General features: G+C 57.7%; 19 protein-coding genes and 2 pseudogenes. 9 read left to right on the forward strand and 12 right to left on the reverse strand.

All coding sequences use genetic code 11. The features are described 5' to 3' along the window. Positions 1 to 253: 253 nt before the first annotated feature. The 3 genes from mutM to mutY are packed head-to-tail and all read left to right on the forward strand — an operon-like array spanning position 254 to position 4,209. Positions 254 to 1,075: a bifunctional DNA-formamidopyrimidine glycosylase/DNA-(apurinic or apyrimidinic site) lyase gene (mutM, locus tag CAter10_RS02800; RefSeq protein WP_061532199.1), complete on the forward strand. Its 822-nt coding sequence runs from the start codon at positions 254 to 256 to the stop codon at positions 1,073 to 1,075. A 28-nt stretch (positions 1,076 to 1,103) separates the two neighbouring features. Continuing rightward, positions 1,104 to 3,038: a dynamin family protein gene (locus CAter10_RS02805; protein WP_061532200.1), complete on the forward strand. Its 1,935-nt coding sequence runs from the start codon at positions 1,104 to 1,106 to the stop codon at positions 3,036 to 3,038. 58 nt (positions 3,039 to 3,096) lie between these two features. Further along, positions 3,097 to 4,209, forward strand: a complete 1,113-nt coding sequence (gene mutY, locus CAter10_RS02810; RefSeq protein WP_061532201.1) for an A/G-specific adenine glycosylase — start codon at positions 3,097 to 3,099, stop codon at positions 4,207 to 4,209. Positions 4,210 to 4,229: 20 nt separating this feature from the next. On the opposite strand, the gene CAter10_RS02815 is transcribed toward mutY, so the two are convergent. From CAter10_RS02815 to ilvA, 7 genes and pseudogenes are all read right to left on the reverse strand, one after another. Next, positions 4,230 to 4,856, reverse strand: a complete 627-nt coding sequence (locus tag CAter10_RS02815) for an LON peptidase substrate-binding domain-containing protein (protein WP_061532202.1) — start codon at positions 4,854 to 4,856, stop codon at positions 4,230 to 4,232. A 59-nt stretch (positions 4,857 to 4,915) separates the two neighbouring features. Continuing rightward, positions 4,916 to 5,779, reverse strand: coding sequence for an RNase adapter RapZ (gene rapZ / locus CAter10_RS02820; RefSeq protein ID WP_061532203.1), 864 nt, complete (start codon positions 5,777 to 5,779; stop codon positions 4,916 to 4,918). 338 nt (positions 5,780 to 6,117) lie between these two features. Then, positions 6,118 to 7,064: pseudogene (hprK, locus tag CAter10_RS02825) on the reverse strand (HPr(Ser) kinase/phosphatase). Positions 7,065 to 7,154: 90 nt separating this feature from the next. Continuing rightward, entirely contained in the window at positions 7,155 to 7,631 is a 477-nt protein-coding gene (locus CAter10_RS02830; protein ID WP_061532204.1) for a PTS sugar transporter subunit IIA, read from the reverse strand. Between the two features lie 354 nt (positions 7,632 to 7,985). Continuing rightward, a complete protein-coding gene (locus CAter10_RS02835) occupies positions 7,986 to 8,597 on the reverse strand; it encodes a hypothetical protein (RefSeq protein WP_061532205.1) in 612 nt (203 codons plus the stop codon). A 137-nt stretch (positions 8,598 to 8,734) separates the two neighbouring features. Continuing rightward, positions 8,735 to 9,574 carry an NADPH-dependent 7-cyano-7-deazaguanine reductase QueF gene (gene queF / locus CAter10_RS02840; RefSeq protein WP_061532206.1) on the reverse strand — a complete coding sequence of 280 codons (840 nt, stop codon included), beginning with the start codon at positions 9,572 to 9,574 and terminating at the stop codon, positions 8,735 to 8,737. Positions 9,575 to 9,719: 145 nt separating this feature from the next. After that, complete coding sequence (gene ilvA, locus CAter10_RS02845; RefSeq protein ID WP_061532207.1) at positions 9,720 to 11,246, reverse strand: threonine ammonia-lyase, biosynthetic; 1,527 nt, start codon at positions 11,244 to 11,246, stop codon at positions 9,720 to 9,722. A 199-nt stretch (positions 11,247 to 11,445) separates the two neighbouring features. On the opposite strand from ilvA, the gene CAter10_RS02850 reads away from it, so the two are divergent. Next, on the forward strand, positions 11,446 to 11,937 hold the full coding sequence (locus CAter10_RS02850) for a YqaA family protein (protein WP_061532208.1): 492 nt from the start codon (positions 11,446 to 11,448) through the stop codon (positions 11,935 to 11,937). Between the two features lie 151 nt (positions 11,938 to 12,088). Beyond that, on the forward strand, positions 12,089 to 12,952 hold the full coding sequence (locus CAter10_RS02855; protein WP_061532209.1) for a hypothetical protein: 864 nt from the start codon (positions 12,089 to 12,091) through the stop codon (positions 12,950 to 12,952). A 4-nt stretch (positions 12,953 to 12,956) separates the two neighbouring features. Here CAter10_RS02855 and CAter10_RS22705 read toward each other — a convergent pair whose 3' ends face one another. Continuing rightward, positions 12,957 to 13,094, reverse strand: a complete 138-nt coding sequence (locus CAter10_RS22705; RefSeq protein ID WP_156477042.1) for a hypothetical protein — start codon at positions 13,092 to 13,094, stop codon at positions 12,957 to 12,959. Positions 13,095 to 13,441: 347 nt separating this feature from the next. Here CAter10_RS22705 and CAter10_RS02865 point away from each other — a divergent pair. The 3 genes and pseudogenes from CAter10_RS02865 to CAter10_RS02875 all read left to right on the forward strand — a co-directional run bounded on the left by CAter10_RS02865 (position 13,442) and on the right by CAter10_RS02875 (position 18,335). Further along, positions 13,442 to 17,457: pseudogene (locus CAter10_RS02865) on the forward strand (DUF3683 domain-containing protein). Between the two features lie 2 nt (positions 17,458 to 17,459). Next, positions 17,460 to 17,888 carry an HIT family protein gene (locus tag CAter10_RS02870; protein ID WP_061532211.1) on the forward strand — a complete coding sequence of 143 codons (429 nt, stop codon included), beginning with the start codon at positions 17,460 to 17,462 and terminating at the stop codon, positions 17,886 to 17,888. A 21-nt stretch (positions 17,889 to 17,909) separates the two neighbouring features. Further along, entirely contained in the window at positions 17,910 to 18,335 is a 426-nt protein-coding gene (locus CAter10_RS02875) for a gamma-butyrobetaine hydroxylase family protein (RefSeq protein WP_061532212.1), read from the forward strand. Here CAter10_RS02875 and CAter10_RS02880 read toward each other — a convergent pair. From CAter10_RS02880 to CAter10_RS02895, 4 genes are read right to left on the reverse strand one after another with little or no spacing between them, the layout of a single operon-like run. Continuing rightward, complete coding sequence (locus CAter10_RS02880) at positions 18,325 to 19,455, reverse strand: 2-aminoethylphosphonate--pyruvate transaminase (protein WP_061532213.1); 1,131 nt, start codon at positions 19,453 to 19,455, stop codon at positions 18,325 to 18,327. The two genes, CAter10_RS02875 and CAter10_RS02880, sit on opposite strands and share 11 nt — an antisense overlap. A gap of 59 nt (positions 19,456 to 19,514) precedes the next feature. Further along, the gene (locus tag CAter10_RS02885; RefSeq protein ID WP_231879147.1) at positions 19,515 to 21,266 is read right to left on the reverse strand and encodes a putative 2-aminoethylphosphonate ABC transporter permease subunit; all 1,752 of its coding nucleotides are present in this window, start codon (positions 21,264 to 21,266) and stop codon (positions 19,515 to 19,517) included. Further along, positions 21,245 to 22,402, reverse strand: a complete 1,158-nt coding sequence (locus CAter10_RS02890) for a putative 2-aminoethylphosphonate ABC transporter ATP-binding protein (RefSeq protein WP_231879149.1) — start codon at positions 22,400 to 22,402, stop codon at positions 21,245 to 21,247. The genes CAter10_RS02885 and CAter10_RS02890 overlap by 22 nt, the downstream gene beginning before the upstream one ends. A 35-nt stretch (positions 22,403 to 22,437) precedes the next feature. After that, positions 22,438 to 23,502, reverse strand: coding sequence for a putative 2-aminoethylphosphonate ABC transporter substrate-binding protein (locus CAter10_RS02895; protein ID WP_417924705.1), 1,065 nt, complete (start codon positions 23,500 to 23,502; stop codon positions 22,438 to 22,440). 290 nt (positions 23,503 to 23,792) lie between these two features. Between CAter10_RS02895 and CAter10_RS02900 the strand changes: the two genes are divergently transcribed. Further along, on the forward strand, positions 23,793 to 24,500 hold the full coding sequence (locus CAter10_RS02900; protein WP_061532214.1) for a phosphonate utilization associated transcriptional regulator: 708 nt from the start codon (positions 23,793 to 23,795) through the stop codon (positions 24,498 to 24,500). Positions 24,501 to 24,506 lie beyond the last annotated feature (6 nt).

Genomic DNA, 24,506 nt, shown 5'->3' on the forward strand with positions numbered 1-24,506 from the left:
ATATATAGACAGAAGGCCGAATGCGCTCGGCGTAAAGCGATTTGACGGCATTGCTGCTATGTTTAAAATTTTCTGCATTTTATTTTTCCTGGCAATTTGACCGTTTTAAGTAGGGCCACCTGTGAGGGCACTTGTGTCCACGCGCAATCCCAATGGCGTAGCTGCCTCACGCATCGGCACCGCGTGAGCAAAAAGACTTGTCCACCCTAAGGTGGCTTTTAAACTCTGACCCGTAGTTATTTATTTTTGAACCATGCCAGAACTACCCGAAGTAGAAGTCACCCGGCGCGGCGTTGCGCCGCATCTTGAAGGACGCGCCGTAACGGCGGTCACTTTTCGTCATGCCGGATTGCGCTGGCCTTTTCCGCTGGACCTGCCGACCCTGCTCGCCGGCCGCACGATTCGCGGTATCGGCCGACGCGGCAAGTATCTGCTGTTGCGTTTCGACCATGGCACCGTGATCATCCATCTCGGCATGTCCGGCCATTTGCGGATTCTCGACGCCGGCACCGCGCCCAAAAAGCATGACCATTTTGACCTGGCTGTCGGCAGCCAGTTGCTGCGCCTGTCCGACCCGCGCCGGTTTGGCGCAGTGCTCTGGCATGCGGCCGAAGATGGACCGGTAGAGCAGCATGTCTTGCTGGCGGGCTTGGGACTGGAGCCGCTGGAAGACGTGTTTTCCGCGCAAATCCTGTACCAAAAGACCCGCAATCGAGCGGCGCCGATCAAGCAAGTGCTGCTGGCCGGGGATATCGTGGTCGGGGTCGGCAACATTTATGCATCGGAAAGCCTGTTCCGGGCCGGCATCAATCCGAAAACGGCTGCCCATCGCATCAGTCTGGCGCGTTATGAACTGCTGGCTGATGCCATTCGGATAATTCTTGCAGCTGCAATTGACAAGGGCGGCAGCACTTTGCGCGATTTTATTGGTGTAGATGGTCAATCTGGCTATTTCCAACAGAGTTATTTCGTCTATGATCGTGCTGGGTTGCCGTGTAGAAATTGCGGCACATTGATTACGCAGATAAAGCAGGGGCAGCGCTCCACGTTTTATTGTAAAAAATGTCAGAAGTAAGTATTGAAAAGAATAGGCGAGTGAGATAGTGAGCAATCTAGTTCAAAAATTCCAGGAATACAGTGAATGGCGTACTGCCGTGGCCAGCGCGTTGCGGCGTTACCAGACGTGGGCCAGCGCCTCGAAGCTGTCCGATGTCGCCAGCGACCAACGCATCAGCCGGGCGCTGGCGCGACTGACTGACGATAAATTGTCGATTGCTTTCGTCGCCGAATTCTCTCGCGGAAAATCGGAACTGATCAACGCCATCTTCTTCGCCGATTACGGCCAGCGCATCCTGCCGTCGGCGGCCGGCCGCACCACCATGTGTCCGACCGAGCTGCTGTATGACGAAACCTTCCCGCCCTGCATCCGCCTGCTGCCGATAGAAACCCGGGCCGAATCGCAATCGACCAGCGATTACAAGGGCGCGCATCACGTTTGGACTGTGCTGCCGCTGGATACCTCGTCGACCGACGGCATGCTGGAAGCCTTCAAGCAGGTCAGCCTGACCAAGTGGGTGCCGCTGGAAGATGCCAAGCGCTACGGCCTGTATGATGAAGACGATCCCGACGCCGCAGTCGCGATTGACGTGTTGGGCAGAGTCGAGATTTCACAATGGCGTCATGCCATCGTCAACTTCCCGCATCCGCTGCTGAAGGAAGGGCTGGTGATTATCGACACCCCCGGCCTGAACGCGATCGGTACAGAGCCGGAACTGACGCTCAACCTGATCCCGAACGCGCACGCGGTGTTGTTCATCCTGGCTGCCGATACCGGCGTCACCAAGAGCGATATCGATGTCTGGCGTCATCACATCGGCAACGGCGCCGGCCGCATGGTGGTGCTTAACAAGATCGATAGCATGTGGGACGAGCTGCGCTCGCCGTTCGAAGTCGAACAGCAGATCAGCAAGCAGGTGTCCAGTGTGGCGAATACGCTGGGATTGTCTGAAGGTCAGGTGTATCCGGTCTCGGCCCAGAAGGGGCTGGTCGGCAAGATCAACGGCGAGCCGGCCCTGCTGCAGCGGAGCCGCCTGCCGGCGCTGGAAAACGCGCTGTCACACGAACTGATCCCTGGCAAGCGCGAAATCATCCGCGCACAGCTGATCGGCGATATCCACGACCTGACAGTGTCCAAGCAGGCATTGATGTCGGCGCACATCCGTAGCGTGGTCGAGCAGTTGCTGGAACTGAAGAGCCTGCGCGGCAAGAACACCTCGATTATCAGCCACATGATGAAGCGCATCGATATCGAGAAAAAGGAATTCGATGAAAGCCTGCTGAAGTTGCAGGGAACGCGCATGGTGTTTGCGCGTTTGTCGGCTGGCGTATTCACTACGCTCGGCATGGGGCTGCTGAAGGAGGAAATCCGCAAGACGCGGGAAGCGATGGAAGGCAGCATGTTCACCGCCGGCTTCCGTCACGCGGTGAAGGATTTCTTCGACAAGGCCCAGGAAAATCTGGCCCTGTCGGGACAGAAGACCGACGAAATTTCGGAAATGATGACCATCATGTACCGCAAGTTCTCGACCGAACACGGCCTTGCGCTGTCGACGCCGATGCCATTTTCGCTCGACAAGTATCGCAACGAGATCAAGGTCATCGAAACCGCTTATCATCGCCAGTTCGGCACCGTGACGCTGGTCAAGACCAGCCAGGTGGTGCTGATGCAGAAATTCTTTGACTCGATCGCCTCGCGCGTCAAACAAAGTTTCCTGCAAGCCAATCGCGATGTCGACGCCTGGCTCAAGGTGGTAATGGCGCCGCTGGAAGAACAAATTCGCGCGCACAAGTCGCAGCTCAAGCAACGCACCGATTCGATCGAGCGCGTGCATGTGGCGATCGACAGCCTGGAAGAAAAGATTCATGCGGTAGAGATGCTGCAAAGCGAACTGATCGCGCAAAGAAATACGCTGACGACGCTGGAGACCGATTTGAAGAACGTACTTGATTCCGAGCTGGCGACGATGAAAGTGGCTTGAACCATCGCGGGACGGCCGCTGGCGAGCCGTATCGCCTGACATATTTTGTGAGAAAGCATTGAAGATTCTTAGTAGTACGGCGAGTGAACTTGCAGCAAATGAATTTGCCGATCCGTCCTTTTCCGCGACGGTGATCGCATGGCAGAAGAAGCACGGCCGCCATGCGCTGCCTTGGCAGCAGACGCGTGACGCCTATCGCGTCTGGCTGTCGGAAATCATGTTGCAGCAGACTCAGGTTGCAGCCGTCATTCCCTATTACCAGCGCTTTTTATCGCGCTTCCCTGATGTGCAATCGTTGGCCGCGGCGCCGAGCGAAGAGGTGATGGCGCATTGGAGCGGTCTCGGGTATTACACCCGTGCCCGCAATCTGCATCGCTGCGCGCAACGGGTGGTAGCGGAACACGGCGGCGTGTTTCCACGCGATCCGGCCCTGCTGCAAGACTTGCCCGGTATCGGCCGTTCCACCGCAGCGGCCATCGCAGCATTTTCATATGGCGTGCGGGCAGCGATCCTCGACGGTAACGTCAAGCGTGTGTTCGCACGGGTGTTCGGCATCGATGGCTTCCCCGGTTCCAAGCCGATCGAAGACGCGATGTGGCGGCGTGCGGTAGCGTTGCTGCCGGAGCAAGGCGTGGAATCGTATACGCAGGGATTGATGGATCTTGGTGCGACGCTGTGTGTGCGTGGCAAGCCATCCTGCAATACTTGCCCGCTGGCGCAGCGCTGCGTCGCGCTCGCCACCGACCGGGTCGGCCAACTGCCGGAGCGCAAACCGAAGAAGGCAATTCCTGAAAGACAGACCGGCATGCTGGTGATTGTCGATCAACGCCATGTCTTGCTGGAACAGCGTCCCGACAGCGGCATCTGGGGTGGCTTGCTGTCGCTGCCGGAAATTTCAACCAGCGACAATGTAGGCGCAGCGGTCGCGCGGGCGACAGCAACTATCGGCGAAGTCGCTTCATGCGAAGCGCTACAGCCGTTCACCCATGTTTTCACGCATTTCAAATTGCAGATATCGCCATTCCAGGTCGCGTTGGCACGACGTGCCGACGGCGTCGCTGAAGCCGGCCAGGTCTGGTATCCGGCCGAGCGCTTGGCCGACGCGCCGTTACCGGCGCCGGTCAAGAAATTGTTGCTGGAAGTATTTCGCGAGGCCGATCTGTTTGCCTGAAACAGGCTTGCCGGCAAGGCTTAGATGATGTTGTGCTGCAGAAGATATTGATGCACGATGTCCAGCCGCTCACTACCGTCGTTCAGTTCAAGCAGAGCCTGGCGGGCTTTCAACGGGATTGGCAGGATTTCGCACCAGCGGTTGGCTACCCAACCCGCGTTGTCGAATTGCAGCGGTAGCGCAAATGGACTGGCGTAGTTGGGGCCATGCGCGGCGCGGCCCTTGTTGTTGATGTCATCGATTACCAGCTTCAGGGTGCTGGCGCATTGCAGATGCGCCTGATCCGGTGTGCCAGGCTGGTCGGCCGGGATCAATTCTATCTGTGCTTCCAGCCGCTGGTCGGGTAATACTCGCTGTTGCATGATGCGGAAGCGCTGGCCGCCCACCGTGCGCAGCATCATCACGCCCAGGTCTTGCATGTCCCATTCGGTGATCTGCGTCAGGCAGCCGATGCTTTCAGGTTCGGCCGCGATGCCCACTTCCTGCCCCGATTTGATCAATACGACGCCGAACTGCTGTTGCTTCTTCATGCACTCGCGCAGCATGTCGAGGTAGCGCGTTTCGAATACTTTGAGTGGCAGCACGCCGCCGGGGAACAGGACCGTATTAAGCGGGAACAGCGGAATCCAGGAATGATTGTCGGGCATGGCAAAGAAATCGTATCGACGACGCGGCGTAATTGAGGGCGGGGGAGTTATCGCTGGTGCTAGCCGAGTTCGCGATGGCGGCGGACTACGCGTTCGGAAACCTGGAAATATTCCGCCAGTTGTTCCACCATGTAGACAGAGCGATGCTGGCCGCCGGTGCAGCCAATTGCCACCGTCAGGTAACTGCGGTTATCGTCCTTGAACGACGGCAGCCATTTCTCGACAAAATTGCGGATGTCATCGAGCAGATCGGTCACCTTGGGCAAAGCCGCCAGGAAGGCGATCACTTCCGGATCGCGCCCGGTCAGCGGGCGCAGTTTGGCGTCGTAATGGGGATTTGGCAGCATGCGGACATCGAATACCAGATCGGCATCCAGAGGTACGCCGCGCTTGAAGGCAAACGATTCGAACAGCAGTGTCAGCGGCGCCGGTTCAGTATCGACCAGCTCCTTGATCCAGCTGCGCAACCGATTGGCACTGACGTCGGAAGTGTCGATCGCATGGCCGAGGCCTTCGATCTCGACCAGCATCTCGCGTTCATTCAGTATGCATTCGGTGAGCGTCAGGCGGTCGCCCGGATTCTGTCCAGGGAGCAGGCGATGCGACAGCGGATGGCTGCGCCGGGTTTCGGAAAACCGGGCGATCAGGGATTCGGTCTGGGCGGTCAGGAAGAATACCTTGACGTCGTGTCCTTCTGCTTTCAATTGCTGGATGTCTGATGGCAGGCCTGCCAGCGAGTCGGCGCTGCGGGCGTCGGTAGCGACTGCCAGCATTTGCGCGCCTTCATGCTGACGTGCCGCGACCAGTGCCCGCAACAGCGTCGGCGGCAGGTTGTCGACGCAGAAATAGCCCGCGTCTTCAAGTACGCGGAGAGCGACCGATTTGCCGGAGCCGGAGATCCCGGTGATAAGAATTATGCGCATCGCTCAATGATACCGTAACTACGGTGCACAGTAGTGCGGGATACAGGGGCGAATGTCGGGCCGGCAGATTTTCCTACTCACGCGTGACCTCTATCCGGCTACTTTTCTTTGCAATTTAACCGTTTTACCTAGGGCCTGTTAATCGTTAATTTGTGAGTGCGAGCGCGCGGCATGCGACGCCTGCAGCCGTTCCCGTCGCAAGCTTTGAATTGAACGCATTTCCCAAATTAACGATTAACAGGCCTTGGTCAGTTGGAGATAGAGTCGCACCGATAGCGTAATTCGTCATGCTGCGGCAGCTTTTAAACCCTTCCCGGACGGCTTTGTCCCGCAATGGGTTACAAATCGCTATCGCTGTCCATTGCCAGGCGCTGGCGCGCAATGAAATCCTTGAGCGTATCGATGCCGCGCAATTGCAGGATGGTGTTGCGCACTGCGGCTTCCAGCAGCACCGCGATGTTGCGGCCGGCGGCGACCGGGATGATGACTTTGCGGATCGGCAGCCCAGCACTTCCTGGGTGTGGGCGTCGAGCGGGAGGCGTTCGTAATTTTCTTCCAGCGTCGCGCGCCGTACCAGATGCACGATCAGCTTCAGGCGCATCTTGCGGCGCACTGCGGTTTCACCGAAGATGGTCTTGATATCGAGCAGGCCCAGGCCGCGGACTTCCAGCAGGTTTTGCAGCAGATGCGGGCAGCGGCCCTCGATCATGTTCGGCGCAATCCGCGCGAATTCGACGGCATCGTCGGCCACCAGTCCGTGGCTGCGCGAAATCAGTTCCAGCCCTAGTTCGCTTTTGCCCAGTCCGGATTCACCGGTAATCAGCACGCCGACACCTAGCACGTCCATGAATACGCCATGCATGGTGATCCGTTGCGCCAGCTTTTTCGACAGGTAGACGCGCAGGTAGTCAATCACCTGCGCCGCCGGCAGCGGCGTGGAAAACAACGGGATATTCTTTTCGTCGCAGACTTCCAGGATGTTCGGCGGTGTGGCCAGGCCCTGCGCAATGATGAACGCCGGCGGCGCGCCGGCCACCAGTTCGGCGGTCTGGTAAGTACGTGAAGTGGCAGACAGGCGTTTGTAGTATTCCGTCTCTTGGTGGCCGAACACCTGGATTCGCCCCGGATGGATCAGATTCAAGTGGCCGACCTGGTCGGCTGCTGATGCGGCGTCACCCGAAATCAGGCGCTCGCCGCCGGGAAATCCCGCAAACCAGCCTAGCTGCAGCGATTCGCGGTTTTCGTCGTACAGTTGCTGAATCGATAGAGGCGTGGATGAGGGCATGGTGTGCGTCTGACGTGGTTAAGTGTGACGAGGCAAGGTCGCCGGCCGGCGCTTGGCGGTTGCGGGCACTATCCGGTGTCTTACATCAAATTATGTCGCATTTTCCGTGCCCATGGGCTGCCAGGCGACGATGTGGGAGTGTACTGACGCCGGATCGGGATCGGTTGCGAGGATGGCGCGGAAGGTGTCGCTGGAAAACATCTCGGCGATTTCCGACAGGATTTCCAGGTGCTGCTGGGTGACGTTGTCCGGGATCAGCAGGAATACCAGCAGATTGACCGGCTGGCCATCCGGCGATTCGAATGGAATCGGTTCGGCCAGGCGCACAAAGGCTGCCAGCGGCGCTTTCAATCCCTTGACACGGCCATGCGGCACGGCAACACCATGGCCGAGACCGGTCGAACCCAGCCGCTCGCGCGCAAACAGATTGTCGGAGACGGTGGAGCGGGCAATGCCGCAGTTGTTTTCGAAGAGTAGGCCAGCTTGTTCGAATGCGCGTTTTTTACTGGAGACTTCCAGATCCAGCGCCACATTTTGTGCGGGCAGGATTTTTGCAAGATTAGTCATAATACAAATTGGTATGCGGCACAATATGGGTGGTTGTGTCTAACGGATTGCTCCAAAACGAGCTTGGCGGCAGTGTACCTCCCAGCCATCGTGTTTTTGGAGCAATCTCCGGGTTATTGTAAGCCACCACTAAAAACTGCCACGGCGTTTCAAAAAAAACACCAATTTCAAGGCTACGCTGCCTGTCGTCATGAACATGATCGCAGTTGCTGCTACAACGTCTCCCTCGATTTTGGCCCAAGTCAGCATCGCTGAGGCTACGGTGTTGATTGCACCTATCCCCGAATTATAGACTTGATTCCGGCCAACAACACCAACTTGCAGCCATGGTCATGTGTACCGGCAACCCAGTAATTATTTGACTTCGACGCGGAAAAACATCAGCAGCACATCGCCGTTGCCCTTGTTGGAGGACAAGCGCGGTACATAAGAAGCCATGAGTTTGGCGCCTTTGACGCCAATCGACGCTACCGGCAGCGCGATCGGGAAAGGGACGCCGCCGAAGTAATCCTGACGGCTCATCAGCATGGCGGTATAGCCCGCACTGACTTCGACCGGTGTTTTGGGAACGTTCCACACCCATTCATAGGCATAACCGGCCATGATTTGCGGTTTGAAATGGGAGTCGCGGATGGCGAACAAGTAGAGCGATTCGTCGTTACCGCTTTCGTTACGGATGGTGCGGCCGCCGCCGAGACCCCAGGCTTTTTCGTTTAATTCCCGGATGCGTTCCTCTGTATAAGTATGGCGGCCGTGATAGGCGTAACCGGACAGGTAGACTTCCTGATCGCCGTTTTCAACAATGTTGTCGAGACGGTCCTTGGTCTGGGAGATGGTTTTGCTGAACCAGCCGGTGGTGTCCGGGGTTTCCTGAGCTTGCGCAGTTGCGCTCAGTGCGACAGCTGCGCTCAGGCCGGAAAAAAACAGGGCCCGTTTGACGGAGTTGAAACGAAAAAAATTGATCATGGAAATTTAAATCCTTTGCGGCGAGGTCATACGACAGTGGTTGAACCGCGACGCATCAGTGTAGAGCGATAGAAAAAATTGATATTTTGCCACCTTTGTGGCGCCTAATTTGCAAAGATTTGTTTCAAGTTGTGAATTTACTGCCTGGCTTGGCGGCAGTTCGATGGGGGCTGTGCAGTCGAGAAGTTGCTGCGCCACGGATTGATATCGAGACCACCGCGCCGGGTGTAGCGCGCATACACAGACAACTTTTGTGGCGCACAGTTGCGCATGATGTCCATAAAAATGCGTTCGACGCATTGTTCGTGGAATTCATTGTGGTCGCGGAAGCTGATCAGGTACTTGAGCAGGCTCTCCTGGTCGATGGCTGCGCCGACATAATGGATCTGTACGCTGCCCCAGTCCGGCTGCCCAGTCACCAGGCAATTCGACTTCAGCAGATGAGACACCAGGGTTTCTTCAATGACAACCTGATTGGGATCGGCTTTCAATAGCGCCGGGTTTGGCTGGTACTGATCGACTTCGATGTCGAGCCGGTCCAGCAGCAAGCCTTGCGGCTCTTGCAACTTCAGACCGGAAAATCCCTCGGCGGTGGTCAGCGTCACATGTACCGGCGCGCCGAAACCGGCTGACAGATCCTGGCGCAACAGCTGCAGCAAGGCATCGGCATCGGCAAGCTTGGTCTGATTGAACGAGTTCAGGTACAGCTTGAACGATTTCGACTCAACGATATTCGGCGAATCGGCTGGCACCGTGAATGTGGCGATGGCGACCTGCGGTTTGCCGCGCAGGTTCAGCCATGAGACCTCATACGCATTCCAGATGTCGACGCCGAAAAACGGCAGCGTGCCGCTGATGCCGATTTCTTCGCGCTTGCCGAGGCGGGCAATCGGAAACAGCAGCGACGGCTGGTATTGGGTCTGGTAAGTGGATGGTTTGCCGAGCGGCGAAGCCTCAGGCGTAGTAGGTGTGGACATAGCTATTGATTCTGCTTAAAACCGACATTTTGCCAGATAAGCATCGCCAGCCTGATATTTGCCGCCTGATGCGGGTCATATCGAAGCGCTGTCGGGGTACTGAAAAACGGGGAGGGATGGCGCCGCGACGCCATCCGCAAGACGGTCAGCCGAGGAACAGCTTGTAGACCGGGTTGTCGCTTTCGTCCCAATAACGATAGCCGAGGCTGTTCAAAAAGCTGCGGAACGCCTTCATTTCCTTTTTCGGCACTTGGAGGCCGACCAGGATGCGGCCGACATCGCCGCCTTGGCTACGGTAATGGAACAGGCTGATGTTCCAGTTCGGCGCCATTGAATTGAGGAAGCGCATCAGGGCGCCCGGGCGTTCCGGGAACTCGAAGCGATACAGCAGTTCGTCCTGCGCCAACGGACTCTTGCCGCCGACCAGGTGTCGTACGTGGACCTTGGCCAGTTCATCATGCGTCAGGTCGAGCGTACTGAAACCGTGTTTTTCGAAATTTTTGGCGATCTGGGTCGCCTCATCGCGGCTCGATGTCTGCACGCCGACGAATACGTGGGCGGTTTTCTCATCGCTGATGCGGTAATTGAATTCGGTAACATTGCGCGGCCCGACCAGCTCGCAGAAGCGGCGGAAGCTGCCGCGTTGTTCCGGGATGGTGACGGCGAACACGGCTTCGCGCAGTTGGCCGATATCGGCCATCTCAGCGACGAAGCGCAGGCGGTCAAAATTCATGTTGGCGCCGGAGGCAATGGTGATCAGGGTCTGGTTCTTGATCGCCTTGCGCGTGCCCTTGACGCGTTCCACATACGCCTTGGCACCCGCCACGGCGAGCGCGCCGGAGGGTTCCAGGATGCTGCGCGTGTCCTGGAATACGTCCTTGATGGCGGTGCAAACTGCATCGGTGTCGACCAGGATCACTTCATCGACATACAGACGCGCCAGGCGGAAGGTTTCCTCGCCGACCAGCTTGACCGCGGTGCCGTCGGCGAACAGGCCGACGTCCGGCAGCGTCACGCGGCGGCCGGTTGCCAGGCTGCGCGCCATGGCGTCGGAATCGGTGGTCTGGACACCGATGATCTTGATCTCCGGGCGTACCGCCTTGACATAGGCGGCGATGCCGGCGATCAGTCCGCCGCCGCCGATGGGCACGAAAATGGCATGGATCGGTCCGGCGTGCTGACGCAGGATTTCCATGCCGATGGTGCCTTGGCCGGCGATCACATGCGGATCATCGAACGGATGCACGAATGTCAGTTTCAGTTTCTTTTCCAGCGTCAGCGCATGGTTATACGCATCAGTGTAGGAGTCGCCGAACAGCACCACTTCGCCGCCGCGGCCGCGCACGGCGTCGACTTTCACTTGCGGCGTGGTGGTCGGCATTACGATCACCGCGCGGCAGCCGAGCTTGGCCGCCGACAGCGCCAGGCCTTGCGCATGGTTGCCGGCCGAGGCGCAGATCACGCCGCGCTTGAGCTGCGCCGGTGTCAGGCTGGCCATCTTGTTGTAGGCGCCACGCAATTTGAAGCTGAACACACTTTGCACATCTTCACGCTTGAAATAAATCTGGTTCTCAATTCGCTGCGACAGCGTCGGCGCCAGTTCAAGCGGGGATTCGACCGCGACATCGTAGACGCGGGCGGTGAGGATTTTTTGCAAATAGTCTGTGGTCATGTTGGTGTCAAATTAGCGTGTCGAACGCCGCGCCAGGGAAGCCGGCGAAGCGTCCGGCAACAGGATCAGGCCGGAACAAGCAGCCGGTCATTATAATGGACAGCTTTTTAACCGCCACCTGCTTTTCTCGGCCACGGCCAATAATGCTTATCAGCATTAACCACCCATACCGAATCTGCCGTCCTGCTAAGTTGCCCCTATGATCGAATCTGCTGTTTTATGGTTGCTCAAGACGCTTGCCGTGCCCGCGGTCGGCCTGACTTCGGTCTTTTTCATCAGTTTTGTCGCCGCCACCCTGTTGCCGATGGGTTCCGAGCCGGCCGTGTTTGCCGTCATCAAGGCCAACGGCGCACTGTTCTGGCCGGTGATATTCGTGGCGACAGCGGGCAATACGCTGGGAGGCGTGGTCGATTACTGGATGGGTTATGGCGCCAAGCAGGCGTTTGCACGCGAGCGTGACAGCCGCTGGTTCGGCTGGTTGCGGCGCTACGGTGCGAAAACCATGTTGCTGGCCTGGCTGCCGGGTATCGGCGATCCGATCTGCACTTTGGCCGGCTGGCTCAAGCTGCCGTTCTGGCCATCTGTCATGTATATGGCGATTGGTAAGTTCCTGCGCTACATCTTCGTGGTCTGGTTGCTGTTGAATGTGCCGGACGGATTTTGGCGGAAGGTTGCCAGCTGGCTGGCGTGAAATCGGAAGAGTCGGAATGCCGCAGAAATTGCTGGTTTGACTGGATTTTTGCACTGCAATGCAATATTATTGCACTGCGGCAATATTGAATTGTAGTTTGTACGTTTCCTTGAAATCTGAAGTATTTCCAACTTTGGGAGGATAGAACGCTATGAACAAGCTGGATATCAGTGAGATTTGCGAGCGCATTGCAGTGCAAGCGCCGTATTTTGCATTTACTGAACTATGCGGGTTGCCTGATCGCATGGTACAAGGCACCTTTTCTTCGGAACAGCCCCTCGGTTTTGAAAACGGCCCGGTGGCTTCGGCGGAAATCGGGCGCCACCTGGCAATTCTTGGCTCCTGCGCTGCCGTTGCTTGGCAGCCGGCGCCACAAATTTACTATTTGGCAACCAAGGCGCGCTACAGCAAACTGCACGACGTTGCGCCACGCGAGCCAGGTGCCGTGTTTCAGGCCAGTGCGGAAGTCTTGCAGCAAGACCGACGTTCACTGACCGCGCAAGCCATCGTCTCGGCGGAAAAGCCGTTTGCCCATCTTTACTGCGAATACCAGGCTTTGTCGGAATCGGTATTCCTGCGCCTGTTCAAGGATTACCATGTGCCGTCGACGCCGTCGCCGGCACCTTTTCCCGAGGACTCGCCGTACCGCCAATCGATACAGCTGGATTTCGATGCGCCCGTAGGCCACTCCCTCGTCGCACACAGTCAGCCATTAGCGCCCACGCGCTGTGCCGGCCATTTCCTCGACTATCCGGCCTGGCCGGTGGCGATCATGGTGCATACGGTGGCGCAGACCACCAGTCGATTACTGCATCATATTGTCGAGCGCGAAGCCAGTTATACCGTGGTCAAATGCGACCTGTCCGCCTACCAATTGGTGCCGGCGTCTGAGCCACTGTCGTTCCATACCCGATGTGTTTCAGCGTCAGCCTATCTTTCGCACTACGTGTTTGAAACCGACGTGATGCGCAATGGCGAGATCGTTTCCAGCGTCGCTACTGAATTGCAGATCTGAACCATTAGACCGCGCGCAGCATGGCCGGCGTGATCAGCAGCAGGATCGCGTACGGCAACATGCGCAGCGGCCAGGACTGGTTGCGCAGCAGATGGGACAGGCCGAAATACGGATTTCTGGTGGATAACGAAACTGGCGTCATGATGATCTCCCGGATAACGTGGATGTCGATCGATTGAGGGATCAGCCTTTGCACTGACCGTAGTCGGCCAGCGTAACGGCGAGGTTTTCCATGATTTCTGTGATGATTTGGCTGAACATGTCGGCTCCTTGGTTGATGAAAGGCATGGGGTGATTGTAGTTATAATCTATTGATTAATAAAAATTGATTGTTTTTATTAATTTAATTGTGTTTGACTATCACCCGTCTCATGTCTTGCACTGCACAAATTTGGCATCTCGCCATCGTGAAATGGCTTGATAAGCTAAAATGCTGATTCAGCGGCAATAGCCACGCAGCAGCCTAGCAGTCATCACTCCAATAGACCAATGAACGCCCCCGTAAAAATCCAGGCATTATTGTCAGACGCGCCGCACGGCGCCACCCCTACGCGTTTGCGCGAAATTCCCTACAACTACACTTCGTTTTCCGATCGCGAAATCGTGATCCGCCTGCTTGGTGAAGAGTCGTGGCGCTTACTGGACGAGCTGCGCGGCAAGCGCCAGACCGGCCGTTCTGCCGCATGCTGTATGAGGTGCTGGGCGATATCTGGGTAGTGCGTCGCAATCCGTATTTGCAAGACGACATGCTGGACAATCCGAAGCGTCGCCAGGCGTTGATTGATGCGTTGCATCATCGCCTCAGCGAAGTCGACAAGCGCCGTATCGTCACCGATCAGGCCGACAGCAGCGACGCCGTCAGCGATGAAGAAGCCAAAAAGCGCAGCGAGAATGTCGAAAAATTGCTGGCAGCGGCGCGCAAGGCGATTGCCTCCTTCGCCGATGAATTCCGCAAGACCTACGACCTGCGCAAGCGCGCCAACAAGATTCTCGGTCGCTACACCGCCAAGGACAACATCAAGTTCGACGGCCTGTCGCGCGTCTCGCATGTGACCGACGCCACCGACTGGCGCGTCGAGTATCCGTTCGTGGTGCTGACCCCGGACGGCGAAGACGAGATGGCCGGGCTGGTCAAGGGCTGTATCGAACTCGGCCTGACCATCATCCCGCGCGGCGGCGGCACCGGATATACCGGCGGCGCGATTCCGCTGACGCCGTTGTCGGCTGTCATCAACACTGAAAAACTGGAGCAGCTGGGTGCAGTCGAGATGGCTGTACTGCCAGGCCTGGATAAAGAATATGCGACGATTTACTCTGGCGCCGGGGTAGTCACCAAGCGCGTTTCCGATGCCGCTGAAAAAGCCGGTTTCGTGTTCGCGGTCGACCCGACTTCGGCTGAAGCGTCCTGCGTCGGCGGCAATATCGCCATGAACGCCGGCGGCAAGAAAGCCGTGCTGTGGGGCACCGCGTTGGATAACCTGGCCAGCTGGCGCATGGTTGATCCGAACGGCGACTGGCTCGACGTTACCCGTCTGGATCACAACCTCGGCAAGATTCATGACACGCCGCTGGCGCGCTTCCAGCTGGAATGGCGTCACCCGGCTGAAAAGGGACGGCCAAGCGAAAAGCCGTTCAAGACCGAAATCCTGGAAATCGCCGGCCGCGTATTCCGCAAGGAGGGCCTGGGCAAGGACGTCACCGACAAATTCCTGGCGGGTTTGCCGGGGATTCAAAAAGAAGGTTGCGACGGCCTGATTACTTCCGGACGCTGGATTCTGCACAAGATGCCGAAGCACACGCGTACCGTCTGCCTGGAATTCTTCGGCCAGGCGCGCGATGCGATTCCATCGATCGTCGAGATCAAGGATTTCCTCGACGCTGAAACCAAAAAGGGCGGCGCGATCCTGGCCGGCCTGGAACATCTGGATGAGCGCTATCTGCGTGCGGTCGGCTACACCACCAAATCCAAGCGCGGCGTGCTGCCGAAGATGGCACTGTTCGGCGATATCGTCGGCGACGATGAGAACGCGGTAGCGCAAGCGGCGTCGGAAGTGGTGCGCATGGCCAACAACCGTGTCGGCGAAGGTTTCGTCGCGGTCAGTCCGGAAGCGCGCAAGAAATTCTGGCTGGATCGCGCTCGCACTGCTGCCATCGCCAAGCACACCAACGCCTTCAAGATCAACGAAGACGTGGTGATTCCGCTCAACCGCATGGGCGAATACACCGACGGCATCGAGCGCATCAATATCGAACTGTCGGCCAAGAACAAGTTGCAACTGCTGGATGAATTGCGCGAATTCCTGCTCAAGGGCAATCTGCCGCTGGGTAAAGGTGACGACGCCGACGGCGACGATATTCCCGCTACCGAAATCCTGGAAGACCGCGTGCACCAGGCCGAACAGCTGCTTGATAACGTGCAGGCGCGCTGGACTTATCTGCTGGCGCATCTGGACATGCCGTTGAAGGATGCCAAACCTCAGCTGTCGGCGCTTGGCCTGGAAAAACTCGACCTGGTGTTCGACCAGCGCCTGTTGCAGCAACCAGATGCAACTGTGTTCGACGTAGTGCAGGACCGCACCATCCGCGTCTCCTGGAAACAGGAAGTACGGGCGCTGCTGCGCCAGATTTTCAACGGCGCCTCGTTCAAGCTGATCCTCGACGAATGCAGCGCGATCCACAAGCGTGTGCTGCGCGGCCGCGTGTTCGTCGCCTTGCATATGCACGCCGGCGACGGTAACGTCCACACCAATTTGCCGGTCAATTCCGATCACTACGAAATGCTGCAGGATGCACACGCCGCCGTGGCGCGCATCATGACTTTGGCGCGTTCGCTCGACGGCGTGATTTCGGGCGAACACGGCATCGGCATCACCAAGCTGGAATTCCTGACCGAAGACGAGATCAAGGATTTCCGCAGCTACAAGCTGCGCGTCGATCCGGAAGGCCGCTTCAACAAGGGCAAGCTGCTGAACCTGCCGGGCTTCGAAGCCGACTTGAGCAATGCCTATACGCCGTCGTTCGGTCTGATGGGACACGAATCGCTGATCATGCAGCAAAGCGATATCGGTGCCATCGCCAACAGCGTCAAGGACTGTCTGCGTTGCGGCAAGTGCAAACCGGTGTGCGCTACTCACGTGCCGCGCGCCAACCTGCTGTACTCGCCGCGCAACAAGATTCTTGCTACCTCGCTGCTGGTGGAAGCCTTCCTGTATGAAGAGCAGACCCGGCGCGGTATCTCGATCAAGCACTGGGAAGAATTCGAGGATGTGGCCGACCACTGTACCGTCTGCCACAAGTGCGTGACGCCATGCCCGGTCGATATCGATTTTGGCGACGTCTCGATGAACATGCGCAATCTGCTGCGCAAGATGAACAAGAAATCGTTCAATCCCGGCACTACCGCAGCCATGTTCTTCCTGAATGCGACCGACCCGGCCACCATCAACATGACCCGCAAGGTTATGACCGATTGGGGTTTCAAGGCGCAGCGCCTGGGTAACGACATACTGAAGAAATTCGCCAAGAAGCAGACCAAGAAACCGCCAGCAACAGTCGGCAAGGCGCCGATCAAAGAGCAGGTGATCCACTTCATCAACAAGAAGATGCCGGGCAACCTGCCGAAGAAGACTGCGCGCGCGCTGCTGGATATCGAAGACGACAAGATCGTGCCGATCATCCGCAATCCGAAGAACACCACTGCCGATACCGAAGCCGTGTTTTACTTCCCGGGCTGCGGTTCGGAGCGCTTGTTCTCGCAGGTCGGTTTGGCGACGCAAGCCATGCTGTGGGAAGTCGGCGTGCAAACGGTGCTGCCGCCGGGTTACCTGTGCTGCGGCTATCCGCAACGCGGCTCCGGCGATTTCGACAAGGCCGAGAAGATCATCACCGACAACCGCGTGCTGTTCCATCGCATGGCGAATACCCTGAACTATCTCGATATCAAGACCGTCATCGTTTCCTGCGGCACTTGCTACGATCAGTTGCAGGGCTACCAGTTCGACAAGATATTCCCGGGTTGCCGCATCATGGACATCCACGAATACCTGTTGGAAAAGAACTTGAAACTGGAAGGCGTCAGCGGCACCCGTTACATGTACCACGACCCTTGCCACAGCCCGATGAAGCTGCAGGATCCGATGAAGACGGTGAACGCGCTGATCACGACCGACAATGGCGCCAAGATCGAGAAGAATGAGCGCTGCTGCGGCGAGTCCGGGACTTTCGGCGTGAGCCGTCCGGATGTGTCGACTCAGGTGCGTTTCCGCAAGGAAGAAGAGATGAACAAGGGCGCCGACAAGTTGCGTGCCGATGGCTTTGCTGGTGACGTCAAGATCCTCACTTCCTGCCCATCCTGCCTGCAGGGTTTGTCGCGCTATAACGACGATTCCGGCACCACTGCCGATTACATCGTGGTCGAGATGGCGCGTCATATCCTCGGTGAGAACTGGTTGCCGGATTATGTGGCGCGCGCCAACAGCGGTGGCATCGAACGGATCCTGGTGTAACCATGGCTGATCACTCCGTAGATTGCGAACTATGCAGCGGCGACGGTGGAGAAGTTCTCCATCGCGCCGAAAAATTCCGTGTGGTGCTGGTTGACGATCCCTCGTATCCAGGTTTTTGCCGTGTCATCTGGAACGATCACATCAAGGAAATGACCGATCTGCCGGTGGCCGATCGCAGCACCTTGATGGCCGCCGTGTGCAAGGTCGAATCGGTCGTGCGCGCCGTCATGCAGCCGGAAAAAATCAATCTGGCCAGCCTCGGCAACATGACGCCGCACCTGCACTGGCATGTGATTCCGCGTTATGCAGACGACGCCCATTTCCCCAGCCCGGTATGGGCTGAGGCGCAACGGCAGCCATCGCCATCCACGCTTGAGCAACGGCAGGCCTTGCTGGGCGCATTGCGCTCCGCCATTTCCGAGCAGTTTTAATCATCTAATCAGGCAATCTCAATGACCGGTTCCAAACAATCCGCGCCGGCGCCCGTCCCGGTGTCGCTCGTAGTGCATAAACAATCGTGCAAGCTGGAAGTCGCCTTCGATGACGGCGCGGTGTTCCTGCTGCCGTTTGAACTGATGCGCGTGTATTCGCCGTCGGCAGAGGTGAGCGGCCATGGTCCGGGGCAGGAAGTGCTGCAAACCGGCAAGCGCAAGGTTGAGATGAGCGGACTAGAGCCGGTTGGCAATTACGCGGTCAAGCCGATTTTTTCCGATGGCCACGTCAGCGGCATTTATACCTGGGCATATCTGTACAAGCTGGGCCGCGACGAAGCCGCGATGTGGGAAGATTACCTGCAACGCCTGGACGCCGCCGGCCACGGCCGTGAAGCTGGCCGTGATTTGTCGATGACCGCCAAGACGGAGCCCATCAAGAATTGACCGCATTCCTGGTCTTGATCCCCATCTCCCGCAATGCATCCCCAATCGCATGCACGGCCTGCCGCATTTCGTCTGGACCGATGGCGCCGATGCAGCCGACGCGGAATGTCTCGGCCTGGGTCAACTTGCCGGGATAAAGGATGAATCCTTTGTCGCGAACCAGGTTGTAAAAGGCCTTGAACTCGTAGCTGCTGCTGTTCGGCGCATGCATGGTGACAATGATCGGCGCCTGGATCTTGGCCGGTAAAAATTGAATCAGTCCCAGCTCACGCATGCCGGCCATCAGTGTTTCATAATTGGCAGCGTAGCGCGCCAGTCTCGCCGGTTGGCCGCCTTCCGCAAAAAATTGATTCAACGCCTGATGGAATGCAACCACGATATGGGTCGGCGGCGTGAAACGCCATTGCGTGGTTTTTTCCATGTAGGCCCACTGGTCGTGCAGGTCCAGCGAGAGCGAGCGCGAGTTGCCGGCGGATTTTTCCAGTACAGACTTGCGCACGATGACAAAGCCCATCCCCGGTGGGCCTTCGATACATTTGCCGCTAGCGGCGATCAGCGCGTCGAATGCAATCTTGTCGGCATCGATTTCCAGCGCGCCGAATGAACTCATGGCGTCGATGATCAGACTCTTCTTGTGCTGCGCCACCACTTCGGCGATTTCCTGCAACGGATTGAGGATGCCGGTGCTGGTTTCGCAATGGATTACGCCGACGTGGGTGATGCTGCGGTCATTACTCAGGATGCGTTCCACATCGGCGGCGGTGGTCGGCACATCTTCGGCGGTTTCGAACACCGATACCTGGCGACCCATCATTTCAACAATCTTCGCCATGCGTTTGCCATAGGCGCCATTGATCAGCACCAGCATGTGGCCGTTGCGCGGCAGCAGCGTGTTGATGGCAGCTTCAATCGAGAATGTGCCGCTGCCTTGCATCGGTACGCACACGTGGCTTTCGTGGGCATTTGCGATGTCCAGCAATTGCCCGCGCACCTTGGCGGTGATGGCGTTGAAAGCGGCGTCCCAGGAACCCCAATCCTGCAGCATGGCGCTTTTGGTGGCGAGGGAAGTGGTCAGGGGACCGGGTGTCAGAAGAATCGGATCGCGGCTATGCAGGCTCATGATATTTCCTTTGGTCTGGGCGGGTGTAAGTTGAATGGTGAAATTGATCTGCGGTTTGGTCAGGCTTGCCGCCAGCTTTGCGCTTTTTTCAGCAGCACGCGGGTGGTCACGGCATACAACAGGCAGACGATGGTCGAGGTCAGGACGATCAACGTTCCCATTGCCGCCGCCGGGCCGATTTTGCCCTCGGCTTCCAGATTCAGCAGCGCTACCGAAGCCAGCGTAGTGTCAGGCGAATACAGGAATACTACGGCGGAGATGGTGGTCATGGCGTTGATGAACAGATAGCGGCCGATATCCAGGATCGCCGGCAGGCACACCGGCACCGTGACCCGGAAGAAGGTTTTGTAGAAGGGCACCTTGAGCGAAGCCGATACTGCTTCGAACTCATTGTCGATGGCCTTCAGCGCGGTGACGGCGGTCAGGAAACTGGAGGTGAAGTAATGCACTACGGTCGACAGCACCAGGATCGCCATGGTGCGATACAGGAAGTTCAGCGGGTTATCCGGATGATTGAAGAACATGATGTAGCCCAACCCAAGCACCAGCCCCGGCACACCCATCGGCAGCATCGCCAGCAAGCGGATGATCGGACGTGCCGCGGCCATGCCCCGGGTTTTTTCGACCAGGTAGGCGCTGCCGAAAATCAGCACGATGCCGCTGCAGACCACGTAGGCCGCCAGTTTCAGGCTGTTGAAATACGATTCCAGGATGCCGTCCTGAATCAGTCCGAAATAATAATGATCCAGGACGAGCGTCAGGTTATACGGCCAGAGCTTGATGAATGAGGTGTACACCGCCATGCCCAGCACCGCCAGCAATAATAGAGCGACCACGCTGCAATAACAGAACATCAGGCTGTCGAAAATGCGATGCCGCTTCGGCACAAACGGCACCGCGCGCGCCGATAGTTGTGACTGAAGTTTGCGCCGGATCGTGAAGTCGATGGCAAATGCCATCAGCGCCGGCAACAGCAGCAGCAAGCTTACGACTGCACCCTTGTTGAAATTCTGCTGGCCGATCACTTGTTGGTAAACATCCATGGCCAGCACGTTGTAATCACCGCCGATGACTTTCGGTACGCCGAAATCGTTGACCGTGAACGTGAACACCACCAGTGCCGCGCTGATCAGGCCGTACTTGGCGCCGGGCAGGGTGATGGTCCAGAATTTCCGCAGGCGGCTGGTGCCGAGCGATTCCGCCACTTCGTACAAGCGGCCGTCGGCCAGTGTCAACGCAGTAATCAGGATCATCAAGGCATGCGGGAATACGGCATAGCATTCACTGATGATGATGCCGATCGGACCGTAGATGGAGGCGCCACCCAGCAGGCCTTTGAGCGCCCCCTGGGTGCCGAACCACTGCACGAATGAAATTGCCGCGAGCAATGACGGCGCCAGGATCGGGATCAGCGACAATGTCCTGAACACGCGCTTGAGCGGCATCATGCTGCGCGTCAGCGCATAGGCGAAGGTGAAGGCGGCGGGTATCACCAGTACGGTGACAGAGATCGCGATGGTCAGTGTGTTGAACACGGACTGCCGCAACGCCGGCGTCGACATGTACTCGGTGAACTGGCGCAGTCCGACGAATGTGCCGTCACGGTCTTGTACGCTGTGTATCAGGATCATCATCACCGGCATCAGCAGGAATATCGCTAACCCGGCGCATACGACCAGCAGCAGGCCGTGTGCAATGCGATCGTGCCAATGGCTCTGCTGATGGCCGCTGCCTGCAGAAACCGTCGCGGACGACGACGGCATCATGGGTAGGGCGCTGGCTGGCCTGCTCATGCCGCCACCGTCTGGCATTGTTCCCGATCCCGATATACACGGATACGCTCCGGCAGCAATCCGTAGCGCAGCTTGCTGCCGACGACAAGTCCCAATTCCTTCAGCAGATTGAGCGACATTGACGCCACCACCGGCTGTTGTTCCATGCCTTCCAAAACCACGGTCAGATAACTGAATGCGCCCAGGAATTCTATTTTTTTGACCTCCGCCATGGCGTGGTTGTGAGTCCGCTGTTCAACTGCGCGGGCGACAAAATCCTCGGGCCGCAGGTAGACCTTGACCGGTTGCCCGGCCGGGATATGGTCGACCTTGGTTTCGCAGCGGAACTCCATCAGGCCAACCCGGAAGCGGCCATCGCCAAGAGAAACGCCGCGCAGGATATTTACCTTGCCGACGAACGAGGCAACGAAGGGCGATCCGGGTTGCAGGTAGATATCCTGCGGGCTGCCGCATTGTTCGATGACGCCGTGGTTCATGACGATGATGCGATCGGCCATGGTCAGCGCTTCTTCCTGGTCGTGGGTGACCATGATGGTGGTCACCCCCAGGCGTTGCTGCAGCTGCCGGATTTCGCTGCGCAATCGCACCCGCTCTAGCGCGTCCAGCGCCGACAGCGGTTCATCCAGCAACAGCAAGCCAGGCGAGGTTGCCAGCGCGCGAACCAGTGCGATCCGTTGCTGCTGGCCACCCGATAGCTGTCCCGGGAATTTCTTGCCGCTGTCGGGCAAGCCGGCCAGCGCCAGCAGTTCCTGCACCCGTGCCGCCGTGGCGCTGCGGCTCTGGCCGCGGTTGACCAGACCGTAGGCGACATTGTCGGCGATGGTCAGATTGGGAAACAGCGCATACGACTGGAACACGATGCCGTAGTCGCGCCTGATCGGCGGCAGCCAGGAGATATCCTTGCCGGCCTGCGTGATGCGGCCCTGATTCTGGCTTTCAAGGCCGGCAATGATACGCAGCAGGGTCGTTTTGCCGCAGCCGGACGGGCCCAGGAAACAGACGAACTCGCCTTCTCCGACGCTCAGGTTGATGTCACGCAGCGCGTGGAAATTGCCGAACGACTTCGAGATGTTTTCAAGCGTCAGATAGGGCTTGAAATAGGGCGCATTCGGCGGCGTATCCGACGGCGCAAGACAAGGATTCTGCTGTGACATGATTGCGATTCTCCAGGCTGATCTATGGCTACGGCTTACTTCTTTTCCGCCTTGGCGTTGTAGCGTGTGCTCCACTCGGCGAGGATCCGTTCGCGATTCTTGGCCGACCAGTTGAAATCGTTTTGCGTGATCAACAGCTTTTCGTAATTGTCGGGAATCCCTTCGACTTTCTTGGCGATGCCGGGATAGGCGACGATTGCCCACCAGTTGGAACTGATCTGGTTGGCATCCTTGCTGGCCATCCAGTCAACCAGTTTCTTTGCCGCTTCCAGATTCTTCGTGCCTTTCATGATGCCGCTGGCCTCGATATCCCAGCCCAGGCCTTCTTTCGGGAAAATCAATTCAATCGGCGCGCCGCTGCGTTTGACCTGGTGGCCACGAAATTCGAATGAAATGCCGATCGGGAATTCGCCGGTGCCGGCCATGGTGCAAGGTTTGGAGCCGGAATGCGTGTATTGGGCGATGTTCTGGTGCAAGGCATCCATGTATTTCCAGCCGTTGGTTTCGCCGAACATTTGCAGCCAGGCGGTCACGTCCAGATAGCCGGTGCCGCTGGAGGCAGGGTGCGGCATGACGATCTGTCCTTTATAGATCGGTTTGGCGAGATCTTGCCAACTGGTCGGCGTGGGCAAGTTCAGTTTCTTGGCTTCTATCGTGTTGAAACAGACCGTAGCGCCCCAGACGTCCATGCCAACCCAGTTCGGCGGCCTTGCGCTGTCGACATAAGCCGGGTTCAACTCTTTCATCCCTTTTGGCTCATACGGCAGCAACATGCCTTCCTGGCCCAATAGCGCCAGGCTGGTGGCGGCCAGGCCGACCACTACATCGGCTTGCGGATTGTTCTTTTCGGCCAGCAATTTGGCGGTCACGACACCGGTCGAATCGCGCACCCAACGGATCTCGATGTTGGGATTGGCTTTTTCGAAACCGTCCTTGTACAGCTTCATTGCATCGGTTTCCAGCGCCGTGTAGACCAGTAACTGGGTCTTCGATTGTGCGTGGCTGCTGGATGTTGCCAGGGTAAAGCTCGTGCCAAGTACTGCTGCGACTACGCTTGCCATTGCCCCGGCGCGCAGGAATCGTGCAAATTGCTGTTGCATTGTCATCTCCTCAGATGTTGAACAACCAAGCGGCAGGTCTTCCCGTGCAAGCTGCCACGGGGAGTCAAGCCGTCCAACCGTCAGTCGGCAATACCGGATTGGCTGACGTGCAGCCGGCGGCATGTTGCCAAACCGAAACCCACATTTCAAACCTGTCGCTTCTTATGAGCAGCATTTGTGCGTGTTGTTGTGCTGTTGCTTTTTTATTGCATCATGTCTTATGTATTTTGTTGACAATCTACACGCTGTTAAATTAAAGTGCAATCACCAACTCGAAAAAAAGATTAGCCATGACTAATAACCGCAACATGAACAACATCGCCCTGGTCCAGAAAAACTCGCTGCCCTCATTGGTGCAGAAAGAATTGGAGCGCATGATCCTGGCCGGCGACCTGCAGGCCGGCGATAAGCTTAATGAGGTTTCGCTGGCGGAAATGCTGGGCGTGTCGCGCGGCCCGGTACGTGAGGCGTTTCGCGCGCTGGAAGAGGCGGGGCTGGTGCAGCAGGAAAAAAACTGCGGCGTCTTTGTCCGGCAGATCTCGGTCGAGGAAGCGGATGAAATTTATGAGGTGCGGGCCGCATTGGACGAGCTGATCGGCCGCAAACTGGCCGCCACCATCAAGCCGGCCCAGGTGCAGCAACTGCGCAACCTGTTGGAACGGATGGATGAGATGGTCGCGCTGGGCGATGTCGATGGTTACTTGAAACTGAACCTGAGTTTCCATGACTTGCTGGTCGAGCTGACAGCCAACAAGAAACTGCTGCACACCTATCGCCGCCTGGTCAACGAGCTCAGTCTGTTCCGCCGCTCGGCGCTGGCGCAAAAAGGCAGCATGCCGACCTCGACAGGCGAGCATCACAAGATTGTCGACGCCATCGCCGCCGGCGATGCGCAGGCAGCTGGCGACATCATGCGCGAACACGCGGTCGCCGGGCGCAATCGCATGCACAAGGCGCAGGCGCAGCGCGCGCTTTTGGAAGAACAGAACACGCAATAACTGTAG

Origin of the sequence: Collimonas arenae (assembly GCF_001584165.1) — a bacterium.
In the GTDB taxonomy this organism is placed as follows: Bacteria; Pseudomonadota; Gammaproteobacteria; order Burkholderiales; family Burkholderiaceae_D; genus Collimonas; species Collimonas arenae.

Excerpts from the sequence above, each read along its gene's own strand:
- CAter10_RS02850 (WP_061532208.1), top strand. The coding sequence starts at position 11,446 with ATGATCGAATCTGCTGTTTTATGGTTGCTCAAGACGCTTGCCGTGCCC.
- CAter10_RS02870 (WP_061532211.1), top strand. The coding sequence starts at position 17,460 with ATGGCTGATCACTCCGTAGATTGCGAACTATGCAGCGGCGACGGTGGA.
- CAter10_RS02815 (WP_061532202.1), bottom strand. The coding sequence starts at position 4,856 with ATGCCCGACAATCATTCCTGGATTCCGCTGTTCCCGCTTAATACGGTC.
- CAter10_RS02890 (WP_231879149.1), bottom strand. The coding sequence starts at position 22,402 with ATGTCACAGCAGAATCCTTGTCTTGCGCCGTCGGATACGCCGCCGAAT.
- CAter10_RS02885 (WP_231879147.1), bottom strand. The coding sequence starts at position 21,266 with ATGCCAGACGGTGGCGGCATGAGCAGGCCAGCCAGCGCCCTACCCATG.
- rapZ (WP_061532203.1), bottom strand. The coding sequence starts at position 5,779 with ATGCGCATAATTCTTATCACCGGGATCTCCGGCTCCGGCAAATCGGTC.
- CAter10_RS02900 (WP_061532214.1), top strand. The coding sequence starts at position 23,793 with ATGACTAATAACCGCAACATGAACAACATCGCCCTGGTCCAGAAAAAC.
- CAter10_RS02855 (WP_061532209.1), top strand. The coding sequence starts at position 12,089 with ATGAACAAGCTGGATATCAGTGAGATTTGCGAGCGCATTGCAGTGCAA.
- ilvA (WP_061532207.1), bottom strand. The coding sequence starts at position 11,246 with ATGACCACAGACTATTTGCAAAAAATCCTCACCGCCCGCGTCTACGAT.
- mutM (WP_061532199.1), top strand. The coding sequence starts at position 254 with ATGCCAGAACTACCCGAAGTAGAAGTCACCCGGCGCGGCGTTGCGCCG.
- queF (WP_061532206.1), bottom strand. The coding sequence starts at position 9,574 with ATGTCCACACCTACTACGCCTGAGGCTTCGCCGCTCGGCAAACCATCC.
- CAter10_RS02880 (WP_061532213.1), bottom strand. The coding sequence starts at position 19,455 with ATGAGCCTGCATAGCCGCGATCCGATTCTTCTGACACCCGGTCCCCTG.
- CAter10_RS02875 (WP_061532212.1), top strand. The coding sequence starts at position 17,910 with ATGACCGGTTCCAAACAATCCGCGCCGGCGCCCGTCCCGGTGTCGCTC.
- CAter10_RS02895 (WP_417924705.1), bottom strand. The coding sequence starts at position 23,502 with ATGCAACAGCAATTTGCACGATTCCTGCGCGCCGGGGCAATGGCAAGC.
- CAter10_RS22705 (WP_156477042.1), bottom strand. The coding sequence starts at position 13,094 with ATGACGCCAGTTTCGTTATCCACCAGAAATCCGTATTTCGGCCTGTCC.
- CAter10_RS02835 (WP_061532205.1), bottom strand. The coding sequence starts at position 8,597 with ATGATCAATTTTTTTCGTTTCAACTCCGTCAAACGGGCCCTGTTTTTT.
- CAter10_RS02830 (WP_061532204.1), bottom strand. The coding sequence starts at position 7,631 with ATGACTAATCTTGCAAAAATCCTGCCCGCACAAAATGTGGCGCTGGAT.